At 67.1% G+C, this 15,364-nt stretch carries 15 protein-coding genes and 2 pseudogenes; 7 read left to right on the top strand and 10 right to left on the bottom strand.

Features of this window, described 5'->3' with window-relative positions; genetic code table 11:
- Positions 1 to 31 precede the first annotated feature (31 nt).
- The 5 genes and pseudogenes from pdxH to dinG all read right to left on the bottom strand — a co-directional run bounded on the left by pdxH (position 32) and on the right by dinG (position 7,580).
- Positions 32 to 679, bottom strand: a complete 648-nt coding sequence (gene pdxH / locus PI990_RS08100; protein ID WP_184491446.1) for a pyridoxamine 5'-phosphate oxidase — start codon at positions 677 to 679, stop codon at positions 32 to 34.
- A 48-nt stretch (positions 680 to 727) separates the two neighbouring features.
- Positions 728 to 1,429 (bottom strand): annotated as a pseudogene (locus PI990_RS08095) (OmpA family protein); the annotation flags it as partial.
- Positions 1,430 to 1,570: 141 nt separating this feature from the next.
- Positions 1,571 to 2,716: an EstA family serine hydrolase gene (locus tag PI990_RS08090; protein WP_043242796.1), complete on the bottom strand. Its 1,146-nt coding sequence runs from the start codon at positions 2,714 to 2,716 to the stop codon at positions 1,571 to 1,573.
- Positions 2,717 to 3,026: 310 nt separating this feature from the next.
- Positions 3,027 to 5,297 (bottom strand): annotated as a pseudogene (locus tag PI990_RS08085) (beta-agarase); the annotation flags it as partial.
- A 138-nt stretch (positions 5,298 to 5,435) separates the two neighbouring features.
- On the bottom strand, positions 5,436 to 7,580 hold the full coding sequence (gene dinG, locus PI990_RS08080) for an ATP-dependent DNA helicase DinG (protein ID WP_271660321.1): 2,145 nt from the start codon (positions 7,578 to 7,580) through the stop codon (positions 5,436 to 5,438).
- Between the two features lie 93 nt (positions 7,581 to 7,673).
- Here dinG and PI990_RS08075 point away from each other — a divergent pair, with 93 nt between their 5' ends.
- Positions 7,674 to 8,138 carry a CopD family protein gene (locus PI990_RS08075; protein WP_271660320.1) on the top strand — a complete coding sequence of 155 codons (465 nt, stop codon included), beginning with the start codon at positions 7,674 to 7,676 and terminating at the stop codon, positions 8,136 to 8,138.
- A 27-nt stretch (positions 8,139 to 8,165) separates the two neighbouring features.
- Here the strand turns inward: PI990_RS08075 and PI990_RS08070 are convergent, their stop codons facing one another.
- From PI990_RS08070 to PI990_RS08055, 4 genes are all read right to left on the bottom strand, one after another.
- Entirely contained in the window at positions 8,166 to 8,930 is a 765-nt protein-coding gene (locus PI990_RS08070; RefSeq protein ID WP_271660319.1) for a collagen-like protein, read from the bottom strand.
- Positions 8,923 to 9,198 (bottom strand): DUF1145 domain-containing protein, encoded by a 276-nt coding sequence (locus tag PI990_RS08065; RefSeq protein WP_043242798.1) that lies wholly within the window; start codon positions 9,196 to 9,198, stop codon positions 8,923 to 8,925. Before PI990_RS08065 ends, PI990_RS08070 begins: the two co-directional genes overlap by 8 nt.
- Positions 9,199 to 9,311: 113 nt before the next feature.
- Positions 9,312 to 10,049 (bottom strand): OmpA family protein, encoded by a 738-nt coding sequence (locus PI990_RS08060; protein ID WP_021219209.1) that lies wholly within the window; start codon positions 10,047 to 10,049, stop codon positions 9,312 to 9,314.
- A 100-nt stretch (positions 10,050 to 10,149) separates the two neighbouring features.
- Entirely contained in the window at positions 10,150 to 10,848 is a 699-nt protein-coding gene (locus tag PI990_RS08055; protein ID WP_031287601.1) for an OmpA family protein, read from the bottom strand.
- Positions 10,849 to 10,982: 134 nt separating this feature from the next.
- Between PI990_RS08055 and PI990_RS08050 the strand changes: the two genes are divergently transcribed.
- From PI990_RS08050 to PI990_RS08040, 3 genes are read left to right on the top strand one after another with little or no spacing between them, the layout of a single operon-like run.
- Positions 10,983 to 11,480 (top strand): DUF6231 family protein, encoded by a 498-nt coding sequence (locus PI990_RS08050; protein ID WP_184491463.1) that lies wholly within the window; start codon positions 10,983 to 10,985, stop codon positions 11,478 to 11,480.
- A gap of 4 nt (positions 11,481 to 11,484) precedes the next feature.
- Positions 11,485 to 11,955 carry a YchJ family protein gene (locus tag PI990_RS08045; protein WP_043242799.1) on the top strand — a complete coding sequence of 157 codons (471 nt, stop codon included), beginning with the start codon at positions 11,485 to 11,487 and terminating at the stop codon, positions 11,953 to 11,955.
- Positions 11,956 to 12,006: 51 nt separating this feature from the next.
- The gene (locus tag PI990_RS08040) at positions 12,007 to 13,101 is read left to right on the top strand and encodes a hypothetical protein (protein ID WP_271660318.1); all 1,095 of its coding nucleotides are present in this window, start codon (positions 12,007 to 12,009) and stop codon (positions 13,099 to 13,101) included.
- A 64-nt stretch (positions 13,102 to 13,165) separates the two neighbouring features.
- Here PI990_RS08040 and PI990_RS08035 read toward each other — a convergent pair whose 3' ends face one another.
- Positions 13,166 to 13,738, bottom strand: a complete 573-nt coding sequence (locus tag PI990_RS08035; protein ID WP_271660317.1) for a hypothetical protein — start codon at positions 13,736 to 13,738, stop codon at positions 13,166 to 13,168.
- Positions 13,739 to 13,850: 112 nt separating this feature from the next.
- Here PI990_RS08035 and PI990_RS08030 point away from each other — a divergent pair, with 112 nt between their 5' ends.
- From PI990_RS08030 to PI990_RS08020, 3 genes are all read left to right on the top strand, one after another.
- Positions 13,851 to 14,351: an LEA type 2 family protein gene (locus PI990_RS08030; protein ID WP_031287599.1), complete on the top strand. Its 501-nt coding sequence runs from the start codon at positions 13,851 to 13,853 to the stop codon at positions 14,349 to 14,351.
- A gap of 6 nt (positions 14,352 to 14,357) precedes the next feature.
- Entirely contained in the window at positions 14,358 to 14,558 is a 201-nt protein-coding gene (locus PI990_RS08025) for an SEC-C metal-binding domain-containing protein (protein WP_021219202.1), read from the top strand.
- Between the two features lie 96 nt (positions 14,559 to 14,654).
- Positions 14,655 to 15,305, top strand: coding sequence for a glutathione binding-like protein (locus PI990_RS08020; protein ID WP_043242801.1), 651 nt, complete (start codon positions 14,655 to 14,657; stop codon positions 15,303 to 15,305).
- Positions 15,306 to 15,364 lie beyond the last annotated feature (59 nt).

Below are 15,364 nucleotides of genomic sequence, written 5' to 3'. Positions count from 1 at the left end.
CTACAGGGCGCGCATGCCGCTCAGGAAAGCCTCAGGGGGCGAGGCGTTCGAACATCCACTGGCCATCGACCAGGCGGTAGTTGAGGCGGTCGTGCAGGCGGCTCGGACGGCCCTGCCAGAACTCGACGCGCTCCGGCAGCAGGCGGTAGCCGCCCCAGTGCGGCGGGCAGGTGGGCGCCAGGTTGAGGAAGCGTCGCTCGGTCTCGGCGAGCAGCTGTTCCAGCTCGGCGCGGTCGGCGATCACCCGGCTCTGGGGTGAAGCCCACGCACCGATGCGACTGCCCAGCGGGCGCACCTGGAAATAGGCATCGGACTCTTCCGGGGTGACCCGCTCCACCCGGCCTTCGATGCGCACCTGGCGCTCCAGGCTGGGCCAGAAGAAGGTCATGGCGGCGAACGGGCGGGCCGCGAGCTGCTCGCCCTTGGCGCTGTCGTAGTTGCTGAAGAAGGTGAAGCCCCGCGCATCGAGCCCCTTGAGCAGGAGCACCCGGCAGTGCGGGCGGCCGTCGGCGTCGACGGTCGCCAGGGTCATGGCGTTGGGTTCGACCGGCAGTTGCTCGGTCTTCACCGCGTCACCGAACCATTGCTGGAACAGGGCGAAAGGCTCCTGGGGAGCCTGGGCTTCGCTGAGGCCGTCGCGGGTGTAGTCGCGACGCATGTCGGCGAGGGTCTGGGTCATCTCGGCGTCCTGCAAAAGGAAAGGCCTAGCTTACCCAAGCAAGGCTCATTTGCCTTGATCTGCCGCAACCACTTGCTGGGCCACCTTCGGCGGCTGGTTGTAGCGGGCCAGCAGGGCGACCAGGGTGTCCTGCGGGGTGAGGAGGATTTCCACGCGGCGGTTCAGGGCACGGCCGTCCTTGCTGTCGTTGGCGGCACGGGGCATGTCGGAGCCGACACCCTTGAGCGACAGGCGGTCGCGCTGCAGGCCACTGAGGCGGAAGATCGCCGCCACCGCCTGGGCGCGCTCCTGGCTGAGCTTGCGGTTGAGGGCGTCTTCGCCGGAGGTGTCGGCATGGCCGAGAACCAGAACACCGGTCTTCGGATCGCCTTCCACCAGCTTGGCGACACGGCTGAAGGGGCCGAGGGTGATGGGCAGCAGCATGCTGGGGCGATCAGGGTTGAAGGAACCTTCCACCGGCGCGGTGACCACCAGCAGGTTGTCGCGGCGCTCCACTTCCAGCTTGCTGTCCTTCACCGCCTCGCGCAGGCGCGGCTCGTACTGGTCCAGCCAGGCCTGGGTGAGCTTCTGGTCGACCTTGGGCACCTCGGCCTTGGCCACCTTGTCGTCGCTGCCACCGAACGGCCACCACCAATGGCTGGTGCCGCTGTTCTGCGCGTGGGCTTCCGCAGCCGGCTTGTCGTGGCTGAAGGTGCTGCAACCGGAAACGGTCATGCAGAGGATCAAGGTGGACGACTTGAGCAGCTTCATCGCGGGGCCCCCGTAACAGGTAAAAGGAGAAGGCGATACGCCATCGCATGATGGCGCATCAATCTCAGGTACAGGCTGAAATTCTGGACGCAACCCCTTCATCCGCAAAGGGATATTCCGTGCAACTGACGAGCGGTTCCGCTACAGGCAGCTCGCCAGGGTGCGGGCCAGATGCTGGGCGCGCGGGTCCATCAGCACATAGGGGCCGAGGGTGTTGGTGACGAAACCGAAGGCGACCTCGCGCTCGGGATCGGCGAAACCGATGGAGCCACCGGCACCGGGGTGACCGAAGGCCAGGCGGCCCATGCCGTAGGTGGCGTTGGCCACGTCCGGCTGGTCGAGCATGCAGCCCAGGCCGAAGCGGGTGCGGGTCAGCAGGGTGCGGTCGTCGCCGATGGCGTGCTCGCGGGTGAGCTCGGCGAGCAGCGCGGAGTCAAGCAACTGGCCGTCCAGCAGGCCGGCGTAGAAACCCGCCAGGCTGCGGGCATTGCCGTGGCCGTTGGCCGCCGGCTGCTGCATGCGCCGCCATTCCGGCTTGTTGGTGCTGGTCATGATCGACGGCGGGTTGGTGAAGGCGCGGGTACTGAGGGCCGTGGGCTCGGTCATCATGCACTTGAGCAGGCGCTGGGCCGAGGCGTCGCCCATGTTGCCCTTGGCGCGGGCGATATGGGCCACCCGGTGGAACTCGGCGTCATCCAGGCCGACGTGGAAATCCAGCCCAAGGGGGCGGGCGATACGCGCGGCGATGGATTCACCCGGGCCACGGCCATCGGCCAGGCGGATCGCCTCACCGGCCAGCCAGCCGTAGGTGATGGGGGCGTAGCCGTGTTCCTCGCCGGGCGTCCACCAGGGTTCCTCGGCGGCCAGGGCGGCGGTCATCGCCTGCCAGTCGTAGAGCGCTTCGGCCGGCAGCGGCTGACGGATCGCCGGCAGGCCGGCGCGGTGACTGAGCAACTGGCGCAGGGTGATGCGCTCCTTGCCGGCGGCGGCGAACTCGGGCCAGTAGCGGGCCACGGGGACGTCCAGCTCGAGCTTGCCCTCGCCCACCAGCTGCAACGCAGTGACGGCGGTGAAGGTCTTGGTGCAGGAGAACAGGTTGAGGATGGTGTCGGTCTGCCAGGCCTCCTGGCCGTCCTTGTCGGCCACCCCGGCCCAGAGGTCGAGCACGGTCTCGCCGCCCACCTGGACGCAGAGCGCGGCGCCGCGCTCCTGGGAGTCGTCGAACAGGGCGGCGAACGCGTCGCGCACCGCTTCGAAACGCAAATCGAAGTAACCCTGGGTCTGCACCGGCACTCTCCTCGGAAAAAAATGACGGCGGCATTGTTACCAATGCCGCCGTCTTTTGGGAACCTCGCCGAAGTTCGGCGCAGGGTCCATCGGTCAGTCGAATGAATCAGGATGCATCAGGCGCATCCCGCTTCTGCGCCGGGTCGGTCTCGACCTTGGGCGCCGGGTCCGGCTTGGGCGTGGCCTCGTCGGTGGGCTTGCCGACGGGCTTCTCCGATTGCTCGGGCTGCTCGGCAGGCGTGGCCGCAGCGGGCTTGGCTTGCGGTTTGGCCTCAGGCTTCGGCTCGGGTTTCGGCTCAGGCTTGGCTTCGGGCTTGGCGGCAGGTGCTGCGGCAGGCTTCTGCTCGGGCTTGGCCGCTGCCTTCTCCGCCGGCTTGTCGGCCGGTTTGGCTTCGGCGGGCTTGGCTTCTGCGGGTTTGGCCAGCTGGGCGGCGACTTCCAGGTTGGCCTTGCGCACCGCCTTGATGAAGCCGTCGTAGGGACGGTCGGTGATGCCCACCAGGCCAAGGTGGCCGTTCTCGCCGTCGAGCAAGCGGCCGCTGGCCGGCTGGTCGAGGTACTGGAACCAGTGGGCGCCGACGATCAGCTTCTCCTCCAGGGCCTTCTTGAGGAAGTTGGCGTAGGCCGGGCCACGCTCCTCTTCCTTGTAGACCTCGGCGACGCCGCCCCAGAACGGGCCGCGATCGCGGGAGCCGAAGTGGAACTCGGTGACCATCAGCGGCTTGTCCAGCTGGCGCAGGTACTCGAAGTCGTAACCGTGCTGCGGCTCGCGGGTATAGAAGTTGAAGCTCAGCACATCGCAGTACTGGGCGCAGGACTCCACCGCCTCCGGCACGCTCGCGGCGAAACGGCCGCCCAGCAGCAGGTGGTTCGGCGCGTGCCACTTCATCGACTCGGCGATGGTCTTGAAGTAGGTGTCGGCGAAGAAGCGCTGGAAGCGCTTGAGGTCTTCCTCGATGGCCGGGTGCTCGGGGTTCGGCAGCGGCGCCTCGAAGCCCGGGTCCTCCATCAGCTCCCAGGCCGGCAGCTCGATGCCCCAGGCCTGGGACAGGCCCTGCTGGTTGCGGTACTTGTCACGCAGCTGCTTGAGGAAGGCACGCTTGGCCGGCACGTCGGTGGTCAGGCGCAGGGTGCCGTAGGCCAGGGCGTAGCGGGATTTCGGATCGGCGCCGGGGCCGGCCCAGGCCAGCTCGTTGTCGGCGAAGTAGCCGATCAGCCAGGGGTCGTCGCGGTGGTCGCGGGCGGCGATGGCGATGGCACGTTCGGCGGCCATGGCGAAGCGCGGGTCGAAGGGATCGGGCATGCCGCCCCACCAGTCGAGACCGGTGCTGATGGTGGCGTAGTCGCCATGGATCGACAGCGGGATGGTGTAGGGCATGCGCTGGCTGGTGTTGAACTCGCCCGCGCTCCAGTTGCCGACGGTGTTGAAGCCCCAGGCCTTCAGGCGCGCGATGCTGTGGTCGACCCAGCGGGCCTTGTCCTGCTTGCCGTAGGTGCGTTCGAGGTTGGCGCCGTAGAAGTCGTACCAGCGGCCGTGGTCGAAGTTGCGGCCCTTGGTGGAGCCGGTGTCGCGGCGGCTGTCGCCATTGCCGTACCAGGCGACCAGGGGCTCGCCGTCCTTGGGCAGCGCGGTGAACATCGCCTCGCGGCCTTCGACATAGGTCTGGCTGTGTTCGGGGGTGACGGCGTTGACGCCGAGGGAATAGAAGGGATGGCCGTCCGGGGTCACCAGGTACCAGCGGTCGTCGCGCTTCTCGGTGCGGAAGAAGCCCTTGGCCTCGAAGCTCGGGCCGGCCAGCCAGCCGCCGTAGGGGTCCTGCTCGGGCAGCTTCTTCTGCCAGTCGTCGAGCTGCTTCTGCTCCTGCTGGGCAGCGTTCTTGAGCTGCTCGTCGTTCTTGATCTTCTCCGGCCAGTCGCCGCGGGTGTACTGGCCGTAGGTGTCGATCAGGCCCTTGTAGTAGTCGTCCTGCAGGCTTTGCTCGGCGGTGCCGAAACGGCCCAGGAGGACGCTCTGCACGGCATTGGGGTGGTCGAGGGACAGGGTCACGGCGCTGACCTTGGTCAGGTCTAGTTCGCCTTCCACCTCGGTGGCCAGCAGGTAGCGCTTGCCGTCGCGGCTCCAGGGTTGCGGCGGCGCGGCACGCATGCCATGGGCGCGGGGCGAGGTGGCGGTGAGCGGCACCAGCAGCGTCTGCGCCGGGCCGGCCGGCAGGGCCAGGCGGGTGCGCACGGTCTTGCCGTCGGCGCTTTCGATGGTCACGTCCAGGGTCAGGGCCCAGTCCATGGCGCTCTGCAGGCGCAGGCTCATGGCGCCGGCCTTGCTCCAGTCCCAGGTGCCGTTCTGCGGCGCGAGGCGCAGGCTGGGCTTGTCGGCCTGGTTGAAATTGAGGCGGCGGAGGATTTCGCCCTCGGGCGTGTTCTCGGCGGTCACGCTGGGCAGGCCCGCGTCCTGGGTGGTGACGGTGACGGAGTCCAGCGGGCGTACGAAGTTGAACAGTGTCTCGGCCTGTGCCGCCGTGCTCAAGCCACCGATGGCGAGCAGGATGGGCAGCAGTAGCGCTGGTTTGGTTCTGGATGACATGAAACCGATTCCCCACATGAAGTCAGTGCATAGACAGCGGAATGGGCGAATGTTGCCCGCGATCTGCAAAACCGTGCCCGCGCAAGCCGGCAATGATCGCAGAGGCGGGCCCGGCGTCAAGCGCCGCGGTGGTCTGTTTCAGCCGATCTCGCGGCGGAAGGGCGGCAGCGCGTTGAGAATCGCCTTGCCATAGCGCTGGGTGACGACCCGCCGGTCGAGCAGGGTGATGGTGCCGCGATCGGATTCCGTGCGCAGCAGGCGACCGCAGGCCTGCACCAGGCGCAGCGAGGCGTCGGGCACGGCGATCTCCATGAAGGGGTTGCCGCCCCGCGCCTCGATCCACTCCGACAGCGCGGCTTCCACCGGGTCGTCAGGCACGGCGAAGGGGATCTTGGCGATCACCACGTGCTCGCAGTAGGCGCCGGGCAGGTCGACGCCCTCGGCGAAGCTGGCCAGGCCGAACAGCACGCTGGTCTCGCCGTCGTCCACCCGCTGCTTGTGCTTGTTCAGGGTCTCCTGCTTGGACAGGTTGCCCTGGATCAGCACGCGCTTGCGCCAGTCGCGGTCGAGGCCATCGAAGACGTCCTGCATCTGCTTGCGCGAGGCGTAGAGCACCAGGGTGCCCCGCGAGCCTTCGACCAACTGCGGCAGGTCGCGGATGATCGCCGCAGTGTGGGCGGCGGCGTCACGCGGGTCGGCCTTGAGGTCCGGCACCTTGAGCACGCCGGCATCGGCGTGGTGGAAGGGGCTGGGCACCACGGCGGTGACCGCCTTCTTCGGCAGGCCGGCGCGCATGCGATAGCGGTCGAAGGTGCCGAGCGCGGTGAGGGTCGCGGAGGTCACCAGGGCGCCGTAGGCGACGTTCCACAGGTTCCGCCGCAGGGTCTCGGCGGCGAGGATCGGGCTGGCGTTGACCTCGATGTCGTAGGCCGAGCCGAACTCGGCCAGGGTCAGCCAGCGCGCCATGGGCGGGCTTTCTTCCGGGTCTTCGGCGGTGAAGGCGGTCCACAGCTCCCAGTTGCCCTGGGCACGGGTCTGCAGGCTGCCGAACAGCGGGTACCACTCCTCGGCCTGGTGGCTGGCGATGCCGACGCCGGCCTCCCCGTCCATGGCTTCCTTGAGCAGTTCGGTGAGCCGGGTGAAGACGTCGTTGAGCTTGGCGAAGCCCTTCTTCAGCTCGATGCCCATTTCGATCAGGTGCTCGGGCACCACGCCGGCCTCGAAGCGGTGGCGCGGGCGCTCGCGGCCTTCCATGTCTTCGCCGGCACGGAAGTCGGCGACCTCCTCGCAGGCGGTGAACATGAACTGCTGCTGGGTGCGGATTTCCCGCGCCAGTTCCGGCACGTTCTCGATCAGGCGGCCCAGGTCGCCCGGCAGCGGGTGCTGGGCGAGGAGCTTGGTGAGGTTCTTGGCCACCGTCTCCAGCCAGTCGGCGGTGGAGCGCAGGCGGGTGAAATGGGCGAAGTGGCCGATGGCCTTGTCCGGCAGGTGGTGGCCTTCGTCGAACACATAGAGGGTTTCGCGCGGGTCCGGCAGCACCGCGCCGCCGCCCAGGGCCAGGTCGGCGAGGACCATGTCGTGGTTGGTGACGATCACGTCCACCTTGGTCATGCCCTCGCGTGCCTTATAGAAGGCGCACTGCTGGAAGTTGGGGCAATGGCGCTTGGTGCACTGGCTGTGGTCGGTGGTGACGCGGGCCCAGTCCTGGTCCTCGATGGCCTCGGGCCAGGAGTCGCGGTCGCCGTCCCAGCGGTTGCCGGCGAGTTTCTCGATCATCTGGTTGAGCAGCTTCTGGCCGCTCTCGTCGACGTCGATGCGGAAGCCTTCATCGGCGAACAGCTGGGCGGTGGCGTTCTGCGCCTGGCCGTCCTGCAGCAGCATGTCGAGCTTGGACAGGCACAGGTAGCGGCCACGCCCCTTGGCCAGGGCGAAGCTGAAGTTGAGGCCGCTGTTGCGGATCAGGTCGGGCAGGTCCTTGTGGACGATCTGCTCCTGCAGCGCCACCGTGGCGGTGGCGATCACCAGGCGCTTGCCGGCGGCCTTGGCCGAGGGGATGGTCGCCAGGCTGTAGGCGACCGTCTTGCCGGTGCCGGTGCCCGCCTCCACCGCGACCACGGCGGGCTCGCCATCGCGATGGCCTTCGTCGTCGGTCTTGATGGCGCCCAGCACCTTAGCCACTTCGGCGATCATCAGGCGCTGGCCATAGCGGGCCTTGAGCCCCTTGGCTTCGAGAAAACGGGAGTAGGCGCCCTGGATCTGGGACTTGAGTTCAGTGCTGAGCATGGCTTCTTGCGGGCGCGAAAGGCTGGATAAATTTTCAGTACTTTAACAGGGCGGCTATCATAGCGCGCCTTGTTTCCGACTGGAGAAAACCCGATGACGCCCTTCGCCGCCCTCTACGCCGTCCACGTCCTCGCCGCCCTGGTGTGGGTCGGCGGCATGTTCTTCGCGTGGATGGTGCTGCGCCCCGCCGCAGTCCAGGCGCTCGACGCGCCGGCACGGCTGAAGCTGTGGGTGGAGGTGTTCCGCCGCTTCTTCCTCTGGGTCTGGGTGGCGGTGGTGCTGCTACCGGTGAGCGGCGTGGGGATGATGCACATGCGCTTCGCCGGCTTCGACGGTGCGCCGCGCTACGTGCACATCATGATGGGCCTGTACATCGCCATGCTGGCGCTGTTCCTGCGGGTCAACGCGCTGCAGCTGCCCGAGCTGCGCCGCGCCGTGGCCGCCGAGGATTGGCCGGCAGGCGGTGCGGTACTGGCCCGCATCCGCCGCCTGGTAGGCAGCAACCTGCTGCTGGGTTTGTTCCTGGTGACTATCGCTGCAGCGCGCCCCACGTTTTAAGACGCGGCGCAGCGATTCTTCGAGCGCTTATTCGATACGCACCACATCGAGCTGGCCGGCAGCACCCGCGCTGCCCGGCTGGCCAGGTTGCCCCGGGCGGCCCTTGGCGCCGGCAGCGGTGCGGTAGAACAGGCAACCCTTGGCGGAACCGCCACTGCCCGCCGCGCCGGCTTCACCCGCCGGACCACCGGCGCCGCCTTCCAGGCGCACCTTCACCTGCTCGACGGGGAAGTCCGTCGGCACTTCCAGGCGGATATGGCCACCTGCGCCGCCGGCCTGGCCGTCACCGCCGTTCTGGCCGTCATAGCCACGGCTGGCAGTGCCCCAGAGGCAGCCGCCGGCATCGCCATCGGCACCGGCGAGCCCGCTGTAGCCGGGCGTTCCGATGCCACCGCGGACATCCAGGGTGATCTCGTCCACCCGCACCTGCTCCAGGCGCAGGCTCAGGTCGCGCCCGGCGCTGGCGCCTTTCTTCATGCTGCCGGCCGCGCCGGATGCGGTGATGTGGCCACCGGTGCCAATCTCACCCTGGCGCACCACCAGGCTGAAGGGCTGGTCGGACGGGGCGATGCCGATGCGCGCGTCGCGGCCCATCACCAGCTCGCCAATGCGCAGCTCGGTGACGCTGGCCGGGATCACCAGGGTGCCGTAATCGTTGACCACCACGCGGTCGAGGCTGAGGGAGCCGACCCGGGCCGGCAGTTTGAGCAGGCTGTTGGCATCGACGCTGACGCCGCTTTCGGCCAGGACGACAGGGCTGGCCAACAGGGCCAGCAGGCAGTACTTACGCATGTTCGCGGCCTCCCTGGGAACGGGGCAGGCCGAGCAGGTGGAAGACGCCGAACAGCAGCAGTTGCAGGCGGTCGTTCCAGGGGCGCGGGCGAGCGCGCAGCTGGCTGTTGCACACCACCAGTTCCAGCAGGTGCAGGCCGAGCACCAGGGCGGCGACGGCATTGAGCAGTGACGCGAATGGTCGGGCAAACGGTTCGATCAGATTGGCCAGCACCGCCAGCCAGAACACCAGGGCAACCAGCTTGCCCACCCCCAGGAAAAGTTTCATGCCACCCCCCTCTGTTTTTTTAGTCCGCCGACCTTACTCCTCGTCATCGTCGCTGCCAAATGGCGGGCAGAAAGAAGGGGCCACGAGGGCCCCTTCGGTGTTGCACCGGGTGTTCAGCGAGCGACGTGGATCTCCACGCGGCGGTTCTGCGCGCGCCCGGAATCCGTGCCGTTGTCCGCCACCGGCTGGCTTTCGCCCTGCCCTTCGGTGGTGACCTTGTCCGCCGGGACGCCCTGGCTGATGAGGTAATCCGCCGCACTCCTGGCACGCCGTTCCGAAAGCCCCTGGTTGTAGGTATCGGAACCGACGCTGTCGGTGTGCCCCACGACCTTGACGCTGACCATGGCGGCCCCCGTCAGGCGTGTAGCGACATCATTCAGCTGTGTCTTCGCGTCACTGGTGAGCTCGGCGGAGTCGAAGGCGAACAGCACCTTGCCCTGGTCGCTGAGCACGATGACTTCGCTCTGCGGTGCGGGAGCCGGAGGAATGGGCTCCTCGGCCTTGACCACGGCCGGGTAGGTCTTCTGCGGACAGCCATTGTGGTTGACCTGGGTCCCGGCTGGAGTATTGGGGCACGTATCACGGCGGTCGAAGACCCCGTCACCGTCCTCGTCGCCATCCTGGGCGTAACAGATCAGACCGCCGACGATGGCACCTGCAACGGCGCCTCCACCAGCCCAAGCGGAACTCTCGATAGCGCCCAGCCCACCGCCGGCCAGACCGCCAATCGCACTGCAAAGAGGCCAGTTCCCCTGGTTGAGCGGCGCGTCGCCCGTACTGGACGTCGAGGCGCAACCCGAGAGAACACTGCCGACCAGAAGAAGTAGAGCAGCCCGTGAGAAGGTTCTCATGGTGAGGGATCTCCTGTGTCACCGGTCCCATACCGGTAACACAGGAGTAAAGACCCGCCCGTCACGGCGCACAAGCCGCGCGCCGCAACGGCTGCGGGATTCAGCGGTCGATGAGGATTTCCACCCTGCGGTTCAGCGCGCGGCCGTCGGCCGTGCCGTTGTCAGCGACCGGCTGGCTTTCGCCCGCACCACTGACGCCGGCGATGCTGCCCTTGGGTATGCCGGTCGAGACCAGGTAGTCCGTCACGGAATGGGCGCGCTTCTCGGAGAGTTTCTGGTTGTAGCTGTCGCTGCCGACGCTGTCGGTGTGACCGGTGATGGTCAGCTTGGCGGTCGGGGCCTCGTTGCGCAGGCGGCTGGCGATGGTGTCCAGCTTGGCCTTGTCGGCCGGGTCCAGCGCGGCGGAGTCGAAGGCGAACAGCAGGTCACGGACGACGATGGTCTCGTCCTCGACCACCACCACTTCCTCGACCTCTTCCACTACGGCAGGCTCGGGCGGGCAACCGTTCGCATCCACCTGCACGCCCGGCGGAGTGCCCGGGCACTTGTCGCGACTGTCAGGCACGCCATCGCCATCCTCGTCGCCATCGCCATGGACCCAGCAGTAGCCGGCGGCCATGCCGCCGCCGAGCAGCGCCCCCCAACCCGCCCAGGAACTGCTTTCAATCGCACCCAACGCTGCACCGCCTACACCGCCTACTGCTGCACACTTGGGCCAGTCGGTCTTCTGCAGGCCGGCGCAACCGGTCAGCAGGGTCGACACAAGTAGCAAGGGTATTGCTGTCCTTGTGATGCTCATATGCATGTCTCCTCGTGATATCGGCCTTTGGAAACCGATAACTTGGGAGTAAAGACGGGTGATTAAAAAACCGCCAGCACTAGGCCAGCAGCGGGCGGCAGGCTAGTCTTCGCAAACTTGTCCGAGGATTTTCGATGACTGCCAGCTTCTCCTCCCGCACCCCGCAACAGGCCCTTGCCGCCCTGCTCGACCGCTATGCACCGGCCCGCCTGCTGCTGGTGGGCAACTCACCGCTCCCGGCCCTGGAGGCCTTCGCCAGCGCCCACCCCGACAGCCAGGTGGTGCAGGTGCCCGCCGGCCCGCTGCCGGCCGAACAGGCGGCGCAACGCTTCGACCTGGCGCTGGTCGCCGACTGCCTGGAACACCTGCCCAAGCGCACCGCCCTGGAGCTGCTGGGCGGCATCCGCAACCTCAACGCCAGCCGCATCGCCGTGCTGGTGGACCTCGGCGCCTGCGACTGGACCGACACCGACTTCTTCGCCCTGGCGCTGCAGGCCACCGAACGCTTCCAGCGCGATGACCAGGTGCTCAACCTGTTCACCTACGACCTGCGCGAATACAAGCAGGTGCCCGATTGGCTGAACGCGAAGTTCTGGGCCAACCCCGAGAACTTCGGCAAGTACTGGTGGTGATGCCATGAGCGCAAGCACATGCCCCTGCGGCAGCGGCAACCTCCTCGACCTGTGCTGCGGCCGTCACCACGGCGGCCACCCCGCCCCCAGCGCCGAGGCGCTGATGCGTTCGCGCTACAGCGCCTATGTGCTGGGCCTGGTGGACTACCTGGTGGAGACCACCCTCCCCGCCCAGCGCGAGGGCCTGGACCGCGAGGCGATGAAGGCCTGGAGCCTGCAGAGCACCTGGCTGGGCCTGGAGGTGGAAGCCTTCGAGCTGCTGGGCGGCAAGCCCGAGCACGCACTGGTCACCTTCGTCGCCCGCTGGCACGACCAGGCTGGCGAGCACAGCCACCGCGAGCGTTCGTCCTTCGTGCAGAACGACGGGCGCTGGTACTTCATCGACCCGACCGTGGAAACCAAGGCTGGGCGCAACGACCCCTGCATCTGCGGCAGCGGGCAGAAATTCAAGAAATGCTGTGCGGGGTACCTCTGACCGAGCGCCCCGCCCCGGAAGGATTCGCCAACCGACAACAAGGAGATGTCCATGCACATGCGCACCCTGCTCGTCCCGCTTCTCGCGGGCCTCGCCGGCCTCGCCCAGGCTGCTGAAGTCCAGGTCAGCCTGGGCAGCCAGGAACGGGTCACCCGCCTGTTCGCCTACCCCAACAACTGCAACGTCATCTGTTACCGCGACTGGACCCTGGAGCAAACCGTCGAGCACTACCTCGGGCAAAGCCTGAAGCGCGACGGCATCGCCGGCGGCCAGGTCAAGGTAGGCCGCGACGACAAGGGCCTCTATGCCCGCTTCAGCGGCGTGCCCGCCGACTACGGCGTGCCGCTGGTGCAACTGCTGGACAACGGCGACCTCGCCTACAAGGGCGCCAGCCAGCTCAACAGCGACGGCAAGTGGCAGTACAGCTGGTACCTCTTCCTGCCCCTGGGCATGGCCCTGGAGAACCGCCGCAGCATCGAGCTGCTGCACTTCCCGCCGGACTATTCCCTGACCAAGGCCCAGGACTACCTGGAGTCGGCCACCACCGATCGCTGGGCCGACCTGCTGGTGCAGAACGGTGTCGCCACCGACGACACACCCGGCTACCAGACCATCATCGACATCGCCCCCATCGCCGCCCCCGCCAGCGCCGGCAGCGACCTGGAAGGCGTCTACAGCTACTTCACCCCCTACCAGACGCGCATGGTCGAGCAGCTCACCAAAGGCAAGCCGGCGCTGCCGATGGTGGCCTTCGGCGGCCCGGTGCGCAGCTGGATCAAGCAGCAGTACGGCACCACCATCGGCGTGCTCGGCCTCGGCACCATCAGCCCCACGCCCGAACAGAAGGTGCCGGTGCTGGGCAGCAACCACCCCAGCTACATCTGGTACGCCGCCGACCCGGAGAACTACGACGGCGACCAGGCCAAGGCCGACGCCACCGGGCTCAAGGTGATGGGGCAGGACCTCTCCGCCGCCTGCTGGCAAGCCGGCATGGGCAAGGACCATTCCGCCAACCCGAGCAGCACCCTGGATAGCTGCAAGCAGAAGTGGCAGGTGACCGACAAGGTGCAGACCTGCGAGCTGTTCTACACCTCCATCCGCAAGCTGGACGCGGACAAGGCCAAGGAGAAGTGCACGGCCTCCTGAAGCGCCGCTGCTACTCCGCACCAATGAAAAGCCCGCCGATCGGCGGGCTTTTCACATCAGGCACTCACTCCTGCAGGCGCAGGTGCGAGATGTCCGGCGGCGGGCCGGCCGGAGCGGCCTTGGCCTGGCCCATGTCGCTGCCCACCGGCGCCAGGCTGAACTGGCTCAGGTCGACCTTGGGCGGCGGCGCGTCGGCCTTGGCGTCCTGCAGGTCGGCACCCACCGGGGCGATACCGAAGTCCGGCGCCTCCACATCGATGAAGGCCGCCATGTACTCGTCGCGCGGGGCCACCTTGAGGCGACCCACCGCTGCCGGCTCGCCGGCCGGCTGGGTGACGGCGGCACGCACCGGGGCGGCCACCGGCGACTCCGGCGGCGGTGGAGCCAGCTCCACCTCCTCGATCTCGACGTCCATCGACACCACGTCCACCACCGCACCGGCACGCTCAAGCGTTGCACGATATTTCTCGGCGGCAGCCTCATCGAGGTTGTTCTTGATCACGATGCGCCTGCCGGAGAACAGCATGGCGATACGTTGCGCGTCAGCCTGAAAGAGCTTGGCCATGTTGGCCTGCACCAGCTCCAGCCGGGCTCCCGGAACCAGTTGGCCGGAGAAAGCGATCTCGTAGCGGCTCATGGTCACACTCCTGTCCGAAACAGACAGCAGTATGGCGCAGGTTTTTTTCTGCAAACAACAAGTTGCAGCCAAGCAGTTGCTTGTTACACTTGAGCGTCGATGGAGTAATGCAATGTTTTCTCAGGCGCAAACGATAAGAATTCTCAGCCTACTGATGTTACTGGCCCTACCTTTTTCGGGCATGACCGGATGTTCCACCTGGATGACCGGCGGCTTCCGCGATCCGGACGTACAGCTGGTGAAAGTCGATGTAATCAAGGCCAAGCTTCTCGAGCAGCAGTTCCTGCTGCGCTTCCGTGTGGACAACCCCAATGACGTCAGCCTGCCCGTGCGCGGCCTGGTCTATACCGTCCACCTCAACGACGTGAAGCTCGCCTCCGGCGAATCCAGCACCTGGTTCACCGTCCCGGCCAACGGCCACGAAACCTTCGATGTCCCGGTGCGTACCAACCTCTGGCGCCACATGAAGTACATCGTCAAGCTCCTGGAGAAACCCGACGAAGCCATTCGCTACCGCCTCGAAGGCGAAGTGAAGACCGGCCTGATGTTCGGCAAGAGCGTGCACCTCTCGCGCAATGGCGAGATAATCCCGGGCAACTACATCCCGGAGTGACGTTCCATGAGTCAAGAACCCCATGTCCATGGCCCCGACTGCAACCACGACCATGATCATGACCACCACGATCACGGCCATGTGCACGGCCCGCACTGCAACCACGGCCCCCAGGAGCCGGTGCGCAACCCGCTGAAGGAAGTGGGCCGCAACGACCCCTGCCCCTGCGGCAGCGCGAAGAAGTTCAAGAAGTGCCACGGCGCCTGATTCGCGCCAGCACGACCAAGGCCCGTCTAGCACGGGCCTTTTCGTGGGTGCCGGGAATACTTTAGGCTGGCCGCCCGCTTCCTGAGGAGTCCCACCATGATCGACTTGTATTACTGGACCACCCCCAACGGCCACAAGATCACGCTGTTCCTCGAGGAGACCGGCCTCCCCTACCGGATCCACCCCATCAACATCGGCAAGGACGAACAGTTCCAGCCGCACTTCCTGAAGATCGCCCCGAACAACCGCATTCCCGCCATCGTCGACCACGCCCCGGCGGACGGCGGCGAGCCGCTGTCGCTGTTCGAGTCCGGCGCCATCCTGCTCTACCTCGCCGAAAAGACCGGCCGCTTCATCCCGCAGGACCTGCGCGGCCGCGAAGAGACCCTGCAGTGGCTGTTCTGGCAGATGGGCGGCCTGGGCCCGATGGCCGGGCAGAACCACCACTTCAACCGCTTCGCCCCGGAGAAGGTGCCCTACGCCATCCAGCGCTACGTGAAGGAAACCGCTCGCCTCTACGGCGTGCTCGACAAGCGCCTGGCCGATCGCCCCTTCGTCGCCGGCGCCGAGTACGGCATCGCCGATATGGCCATCTACCCCTGGATCGTGCCACACACCTTCCAGGAACAGGACCTCGACGACTTCCCCAACCTCAAGCGCTGGTTCCAGAGCATCCAGGCCCGCCCGGCCACCGTTCGCGCCTATGACCTGGTGGAAAAGATCAACCCCGCTGCCGCTAAAAAGTAGGGCCTCCGCCGCTTGCGCAGTGCGAGGCCGCTCTCTAACGTAGCGCGTTTGAAAACCGC

It is taken from the genome of Pseudomonas sp. TUM22785 (assembly GCF_028198105.1).
Taxonomy (GTDB): Bacteria; Pseudomonadota; Gammaproteobacteria; order Pseudomonadales; family Pseudomonadaceae; genus Metapseudomonas; species Metapseudomonas solani.
The sequence above is the reverse complement of the archived record's forward strand: the minus strand, read 5'-3'. Positions and strand labels throughout refer to the sequence as shown.